The organism is Marinospirillum sp. (assembly GCF_014859565.1).
In genome coordinates, this window is the sequence record NZ_JACUUA010000165.1 from 1 (window position 1) to 7,306 (window position 7,306).

Annotated in this window: 9 protein-coding genes; all 9 read right to left on the minus strand. The window is 52.9% G+C overall.

The window, feature by feature from the left end:
• Positions 1 to 105: 105 nt before the first annotated feature.
• Positions 106 to 780, minus strand: a complete 675-nt coding sequence (locus IBX50_RS15285; RefSeq protein WP_292257159.1) for a histidine phosphatase family protein — start codon at positions 778 to 780, stop codon at positions 106 to 108.
• 180 nt (positions 781 to 960) lie between these two features.
• Positions 961 to 1,788: a phosphonate ABC transporter, permease protein PhnE gene (gene phnE, locus IBX50_RS15290; protein WP_292257160.1), complete on the minus strand. Its 828-nt coding sequence runs from the start codon at positions 1,786 to 1,788 to the stop codon at positions 961 to 963.
• 1 nt (position 1,789) lies between these two features.
• Positions 1,790 to 2,614: a phosphonate ABC transporter, permease protein PhnE gene (gene phnE / locus IBX50_RS15295; protein WP_292257161.1), complete on the minus strand. Its 825-nt coding sequence runs from the start codon at positions 2,612 to 2,614 to the stop codon at positions 1,790 to 1,792.
• Entirely contained in the window at positions 2,611 to 3,477 is an 867-nt protein-coding gene (gene phnC, locus IBX50_RS15300) for a phosphonate ABC transporter ATP-binding protein (protein ID WP_292257162.1), read from the minus strand. The genes phnE (IBX50_RS15295) and phnC overlap by 4 nt, the downstream gene beginning before the upstream one ends.
• A gap of 11 nt (positions 3,478 to 3,488) precedes the next feature.
• A complete protein-coding gene (phnD, locus tag IBX50_RS15305) occupies positions 3,489 to 4,460 on the minus strand; it encodes a phosphate/phosphite/phosphonate ABC transporter substrate-binding protein (RefSeq protein ID WP_292257163.1) in 972 nt (323 codons plus the stop codon).
• Between the two features lie 80 nt (positions 4,461 to 4,540).
• Positions 4,541 to 4,774, minus strand: a complete 234-nt coding sequence (locus IBX50_RS15310) for a hypothetical protein (RefSeq protein WP_292257164.1) — start codon at positions 4,772 to 4,774, stop codon at positions 4,541 to 4,543.
• Positions 4,771 to 5,898, minus strand: a complete 1,128-nt coding sequence (locus tag IBX50_RS15315) for a putative 2-aminoethylphosphonate ABC transporter ATP-binding protein (RefSeq protein ID WP_292257165.1) — start codon at positions 5,896 to 5,898, stop codon at positions 4,771 to 4,773. The genes IBX50_RS15310 and IBX50_RS15315 overlap by 4 nt, the downstream gene beginning before the upstream one ends.
• 10 nt (positions 5,899 to 5,908) lie before the next feature.
• The gene (locus IBX50_RS15320; protein WP_292257166.1) at positions 5,909 to 6,949 is read right to left on the minus strand and encodes a putative 2-aminoethylphosphonate ABC transporter substrate-binding protein; all 1,041 of its coding nucleotides are present in this window, start codon (positions 6,947 to 6,949) and stop codon (positions 5,909 to 5,911) included.
• A gap of 102 nt (positions 6,950 to 7,051) precedes the next feature.
• The coding region (locus IBX50_RS15325) for a UTRA domain-containing protein (protein WP_292257167.1) at positions 7,052 to 7,306 on the minus strand (255 nt) is incomplete at its 5' end.

Genomic DNA, 7,306 nt, shown 5'->3' on the forward strand with positions numbered 1-7,306 from the left:
ACTGGAACAGAAAATGGAACGCTGGATGGAACTGGAAGCAGAAACCCAGTAAACCAGCAGACACTTCTTGCTCTTGTCTAAACTGGCCCTTTGGGGCCGGTTTTTTTAACGGCCTTCTGCTAATCCCTGAGGAGCCCGTTGTGGCAACAAATTCATCCCCACCCACTCCAGTTGACTAACCTCCCCGTCCGGACCAATTTCCCGGCGGATACGAGTCAGCCCGGCGTATGGGATATCAAAACTCAGTGCTCGTGCCAGTGGCTGTTGTAACACCTGACGAATCAGAAAGTTGCAGGTAAACAGATGCGCCACCACCAATACATGCTGACCGGCAAAACGCTCATTCATCCGCTGCCAAGCCGCTGCAATACGCTGATCAAAAGCAGTCAGGGTTTCACCTTCCGGTGGTGGACAATCCAAAGGTGCCGTCCAGAAGGCCGTAACACTATCCGGTTCATCACCCTGCGGCGGGTATTTGGCACGTGCCTCAGCATGGGTTAAACCCTCCCAGCCCCCCAGATACAACTCAACCAAGTCCTCATCCACGGTCACTTGTAGATGATGACGATCACCCAGCCACTCAGCAAACTCCCTGCAGCGCAACAAGGGAGAAGTCACTATGGCATCCCAAGGCGCCAGCTCCGCCACCGCCTCCTTCATCTGCTGCCAACCCAGCTCACTCAGCGGATGATCCGTTGAACCCCGAAACTTGCGCCCACCCTGTGGCTCGCCATGACGGATCAGATCAAACACCGTTAACTCTGCATTTACACTTCGCATTCAGGCTAAACTCCAGTAAAACGTCAAACACCTTCCAACCTGATGAAATCCACGGCAAGCAAGGTCTGCGACAAGCGCAGCAGGGACTGCGTAGCGCAGCGTTTGAGGCAGGGACAGCCGAACACGCTGACAGCAGATCTGGTTGCAGAAGTGGTATTGAATCAGGCCCCACAAGTAACATTAAATCACTGCACGACGCACCTTGGCCGAAACCCATTCAGACACCAGTACCGTGGCAAAAATCAGAATAAAAATGATACTAACCTTCTCCCAGGCCAGACTGTTGATGGCGGCATTCAGTTGCAGGCCGATGCCACCGGCACCCACCAACCCCAGCACCGTGGATTCACGAATATTGATATCCCAGCGATAGATCGAAATACCGGCAAAAGCAGGCATCACCTGGGGCAATACTGCATAATTCATCACCTGCATGCGACTGGCGCCAGTAGCCGTAATGGCCTCCACGGGTGTCGGATGAATTTCCTCAATTGCTTCATACAACAGCTTGCCGACAAAACCGATCGAACGCAGGGCAATGGCAAGAATACCTGCCAGAATTCCGGGGCCAATAATGGTCACCAGCAGCATCGCCCAGATCAGCGAATTGATGGAACGGGACGACACAATCACCAACAGTGCAAACGTGCGAATTAACGGATGCGGTGTGGTATTGCGTGCGGCCAGAAAGGCAAAGGGAAAAGCCATTGCAATGCCCAGCAGGGTTCCGAGTGTGGCAATGTTGATGGTATCCCAGAGGGGTTTAAGCAGTGCTCCAGTATAGGACCATTCCGGTGGCAACATGCGACTGATCAGATCAGCCCCTTGGCGGGGTGCATCTTCCACAAACACCCACATTGTATTGTCGGAAATCACCTTCCAGCACAGCAGGAACAGGCAAGTACCAGCCAACCATCCCAGCCACAACAACCATTGCTGTCGGCTGGTGCGCAATTGCCACTGCGGTGGGTGTGCCGAGTCAATCACAGGGAAATTTTTCACTGGCATGTCATTGCACCCATTTACGCACAAAGCTGGAGAAGTATTCTGTCAGCAGCACTATCACAATAATGATCAACAAAATCGCAGCCGCAGTATCGTACTCATACCGGCTCAGGGAAGTATTCAGTGTGGCACCTATACCACCGGCACCCACAATACCGATTACTGCAGATTCGCGGAAATTGATATCCAGCCGGTAGATCGACAGACCGATCAGTCGCGGCATCACCTGAGGCTGTACGGCATAATTCATCAATTGTCCCCAACTGGCACCGGTGGCGCGGATGGCTTCCACCTGTCCGGCCTGAATGTCTTCAATGTCTTCAGCCAGCAGCTTGGCCATAAAACCGATGGTGGCAAAAGCCAGAGTAATCATGCCCGCCAGTGGGCCAAAACCAAACATCACCACAAACAGGATGGCAATGATTACTTCCTGAAAGGTACGCGAAACAGCAATGATGGCACGACACACCAGATACACTGGCAGAGGAGCAATGTTACGGGCCGCACCCAGACCAACTGGAATCGCCAGTGCCACACCAATCACCGTAGCAGTGAAGGTCATGGTCAGACTCTCTATCAGACCATCCAGGATATCGTCCTGGCGACTGGTGAAATCCGGGCTGGCAAAGGCCGTGATAAAACGCAGACCCCGCTCCATGCCATCAGCAACCCGCGCCCAGTTGACATCGACGCTGGACAGCGCCAGCAACAGGTACACCAGCGCAACCAGTAATAATCCCCAACGCTGCCATGGAGAAGCAATCATGGGCAAACGACGCCAGTGGCCGGACTTGATTGCCGCTAGGCGTTGGGTGGAGATTTCGCTCATGATTGCAAGGCTCCACGATAGAGTGGTGTAACACCAGCTCTGGCAGGAGTGCTGGTAGCACGCAGATCCGTCTGAGGAAGTTCATCCGCTTCGCTGGTACTATCCGACTCTGGCTGGGTATTCCAGTCTTCCTCACCATAAATGGTGGTCAGCATGTCCGTGGTTAACTGCTCTGGTATGCCGTCAAATACAATTTCACCGGCTCGCAGCCCCACAATCCGGTCAGCAAACAACTGCGCCAGTTGCACATCATGAATATTAATGATGGCAGCCAGCCCCCGCTCACGGCACAACTCTTTGATAAGACGCATGATCTGTCGTGAGGTTTTGGGGTCCAGACTGGCGGTGGGCTCATCCACGAGCAACAGCTCAGGACTCTGCAACAGGGCACGGGCAATACCCACCCTCTGCCGCTGACCACCGGACAAGGCATCCGCACGCTTGTCGATGTGAGCTTCCAGCCCAACACGTTCCAGCAATTTAAAAGCCTCCACCACCACCGGTTTTGGATAGCGTCGCCAGAAGCTGCGCCAGAAACCTGTGTAACCCAGATAACCGGACAAGACGTTTTCCATCACCGTCAGACGATCCACCAAGGCGTATTCCTGAAAGATCATCCCCATCCGTCGCCGCGCTTCCCGCAGGCGACCGGATGAAAGCCTGTTGAGTTCCAGATCCAGCAGCCGGATGCTGCCTTCACTGGGTTCCACCAACCGATTAACACAACGTATCAAGGTGGACTTACCCGCCCCGGAAGGGCCAATCAGAGCCATTACCTGCCCAGCGGGCAGGTTCAGGTTGATGTTGTTGAGTGCCAGATCACCGGCTGCATAACGCTTGCTCACTGCTTCCAGTTGTAACATGCGTGTACACCTCAGTTGCAGTTGTATTTCACACCCATGGCGTTATCGATGGTGCGGATAACAGCCCAGTGTTCCTTGTAAGTGATCGGAATGAATCTGGCCTCACCGGAGTTCTGAAACTCAGCTTTCAACGCACTCCCTTCCCAGTCATAAGTGAAAAAGGCTTGTTTTACCTTTTCAGCCAGTTCCGGCTTCAGGTTGTAAACATGACCATAACCAGTGGTGGGGAAGGTTTGTGAGGTGTAGATAGTTTCATACTGGTTGTCACGCACCACACCACGGGCAATCATGCGCTTCAATACTGAATTGGCAATCGCTGCGGCATCATAATCCTTGTTCACAACACCCAGAATGGAGTTGTCGTGCCCACCAGAAAAGGCTGGTTCAAAATCACGTTTTTCCAGCAAGTTGAATTCCGCTTCCAGCAGTGCAGAAGGTGCCTTGAAACCCGAGTTGGAAGTGGGTGATGTGAAGGCCAGATTACGCCCCTTCAGATCCGGAATACTGCTGATGCCACTGCCCGGATAAGTGATGATTTCCATTTCATAACCGAAACTGTTGTCTTCGCGTGCCATCATGGCAAAGGGCACAAAACCGGCACAGTTCACAGCCAACGGATTGGAGCCGGTATTAAAGCCAGCCACATGCAGGCGACCTGCACGCATGGCCTCCAGCTGAGCGGCGTTGGATTGCACCGGGAAGAAACGCACATTCTTGCCAGTCACCTGCTCCATGTGTTTCATGAAACCTTCCCAGACACGGGCATAAACCGCCGGATCTTCAACTGGGGTGTAGGCAAAAATCAGCGTAGCAGGATCCACCCACTCACGGGCATTGGTCGGTGTATCCGCCACCAGATCGCCATTACGATCCTGAAAACGAGCTGCCAGATCGGAAGCCAGCAGTGCAGCAGAAAAAGTCATGGCTACAGCGCCCGTCAGCAGTGGCATCAGTGTTTTGGTCAGCGCAGCAGGTTTTAACATGAGGTGTCTCCAGGTTGTTTTGGACATCGCAAGCAGCCTAAAGACGAAAAATGACAAAGCAGGGAAAACTGAATGAACGGTCAATGACAATTCTGTAAAAACCCTTTTAGAAAGCTGAAGTTGGCCAGCCCGATAAATGCACCACTCGTGTTCTGCAGGCTTTTTATCAGCATCGACAAAAGTGGTAAGGCCAACCCGATCAGCAACAAGGCCAGTGCCACCAACAACACCAGCAGGCGCAGTGCCTTATCCGACAACAAAGATATCATCCAGCCACTGCCCAAGTGGCTGTTTTTAATGGTCTCACCTTTCATGCCGCTGCTCCGGCAAATACCTGCAAGCTCTGCTCCGGCAGGTGTAATTGCAGACAACTTGCCTGCTGCAAGTGAGCCAGATCACTCATCGGTAAATCCACCTGCAAGGGATGTGAGCCTGACTCCAGTACACAATGCACTCGCAGAAAAGCACCCATAAACTCAACATCCACTAGACGCGCCTGCACACCATTACAGTTCACCTCATCCTCTGTACAAAGACGCACGGCTTCCGGGCGAATTGCTAGGCGGACAGCACTGTGCTGCGGCAAACCATGAGTTTTAACCAGACGGATACAACGTTCCCCGACCCGAACACTGTTTGGTGTATCCACCACCGCATCCAGCAAGTTCATGCTGCCGACAAAACCGGCTACAAATGCATTGGTGGGCTGGTGATAAATTTCCTGTGGTGTACCTATCTGTTCAATCACTCCCTGATTCATCACCACAATTCGATCAGCCAGAGTCAGGGCTTCTTCCTGATCATGAGTCACCATGATGGTGGTAACACCCAGTTCTTGCTGCAGTTTTTTGATCTGCTGACGCAGATGCACCCGAACACGGGCATCCAATGCTGACAGGGGTTCATCCAACAACAACAGGCCGGGGCGAGTGGCCAGTGCCCGTGCCAATGCGACCCGCTGCTGCTGCCCGCCAGAAAGTTGCGCCGGGTATTTGTCAGCAGAATCCTCCAACCCAATTAATGTCAGCAGTTCTTCCACCCGCTGACTGATGCTGCTCTTATCCTGACGCTGGTTACGCAGGCCGTAAGCTATGTTGTCCAGTACACTCAGATTGGGAAACAGTGCATAAGACTGAAACACAATGCCAAAATCCCTCAGCTGTGGTGGCAGCAGGGATATATCCCGTCCTTGCTGGATGATGCGGCCTTCACTCTGTTGTTCCAGCCCAGCAATGGCTCGCAGCAGGGTGGTCTTGCCACAGCCAGAAGGGCCGAGGAAACAGACAAACTCTCCCTCTTGCACACTCAGTTCTATGTCACGCAGGGCAACAAAGTCACCAAAACGTTTACCGAGCTGCTCTATACGCAGGCATTCCGGCCCCGAAAAAACCGCAGCCCCAAAGGGCTGCAGCTGTGGTTGCTGATTGATGGCATTCATATCCATCACCTCAGCGTTTCTCGGTCTTGCCATCGTAACGGCGCTGCCACTCCTGCAACACACGGGCACGGTTCAGTGCCGCCCAGCTGAAATCTGCATCAATCATGCGATCAAGGATATCAGCAGGGTAGTTGGGCAGAGGTTTGGCTACACCGGGCATGGCCACCACGGCATAACCTTCATTGTATAACTCGTTGGCTTCACGGCTCACTGCCCAGTCCATCAGAGTCTGAGCAGCTTTCATATTTTTAGTGCCTTTCACGATGGCAGCCGCTTCCATATCCCAGCCCAGACCTTCGGAAGGGAACACCACTTCCACTGGTGCACCCTGCGTTTTCAGGCGGGCAGCACGAAAGGCAAAAGACACACCCACCACGGCTTCACCGGAGGCTGCAAGGTTACAAGGGGCCGAACCCGAGTGGGTATAACGACTGATGTTCTGATGCAGTCGATCCATGTAATCCCAGCCTTTTTCTTCACCCCATAACTGCAACCAGCTGGCAACATCCAGATAACCGGTACCAGAGGAGCTGGGGTTAGGCATGATCACCTGACCCCGGTATTCCGGACGAGTCAAATCTTCCCAGCTGGTGGGTTTGGGAATACCACGGCGCTGACCTTCGATGGTGTTGTAACAAATAGCCGCCACCCAAGCATCCATACCCACCCAAGAGGGCGGAGTTTCACGACTGACAAATTTTGATTCCAGTTTTTCCACACCCTTAGGTGCATAGGGGTGCAGCATTTTTTCATCATCCAGAATCAGCAGGCTGGTAGCCGCCAGACCCCAGATCACATCCGCACGCGGGTTGTTCTTTTCAGCCAACAAACGAGCTGTAATAACACCGGTGGAATCCCTTACCCAGCGAATCTGGATATCCGGGTGAGCTTTGTTAAAGCGTTCGGCATACTTTTTCAGATCGTCGGATTCAACAGCGGTGTACACCGTCAGTTCCGTGGCAGCCAGTGCAGAACCGGCACCCAGCAGGCTGGCAAGACCAAGGGTCAGAGCCGTTTTTTTGATTTTTTGCAGCAGTTGAACAGATTTCATGAGGGTCTCCCATGTTGGTATAGACCAGAAATCTAACTGCCAAAAATTTCAGTAAGGTGACACTTTGTTGAATATTTTTTGAGCGTGGGAAATTAAGCCACCTCAGATCGAGGTGGACAGGCTGATGGTCAGTACATCGTGCAACCAATATTCCTCATCATATTCAATGGCGCGGCCATCAGCAGTACAGCTGCGGCGGGTGATGTGCAAACCGGGACAACCTCCAGTGACTTCCAGGGCTTCGGCCACTTCACCACTGAGTGCGGTAGGGGTGATGGTGATTTGTTTCTTGGTCAGTTCAATATCATAAACATCAGCAAAAACCTGCCAGAGGGACTGATCAAATCGCTGCCTGCC